The sequence below is a fragment of the Ochrobactrum sp. SFR4 genome, assembly GCF_019730395.1.
GTDB lineage: Bacteria > Pseudomonadota > Alphaproteobacteria > Rhizobiales > Rhizobiaceae > Pseudochrobactrum.
In genome coordinates this window covers 1-237 of the sequence record NZ_JAAPBB010001358.1, presented here as the reverse complement: position 1 = coordinate 237, position 237 = coordinate 1, and the positions used below count along the sequence as shown (strand labels likewise).

The 237-nt window shown below is 53.2% G+C and carries 1 protein-coding gene; it reads right to left on the bottom strand.

Going from position 1 to position 237, the window contains the following annotated elements; genetic code table 11:
- Positions 1 to 237, bottom strand: a 237-nt coding sequence (locus tag HBA93_RS23455; protein WP_221724815.1) for a pyridoxal-phosphate dependent enzyme, incomplete at both ends; no start/stop codon positions are given.

Genomic DNA, 237 nt, shown 5'->3' with positions numbered 1-237 from the left:
ACCGGCAGCATCATCAGATCCGGCACTTTGCCTTCCGGCAATTGTTCGGAAATTTCCTGAGCAACCGATGCCTGTCCGGTGATAATGCCCATAGCATCAAATGGCGGCACCATCAGCCCGCCTTCGTTTTTGGCATAGTCCTGCGAGGCGGCATAACACTGGTCGAAAATATCGCCGACCAGACGAATTTCGATGAACTCGCCGCCAAAAGCGCGTGTCTTGTCAATTTTCTGCTGC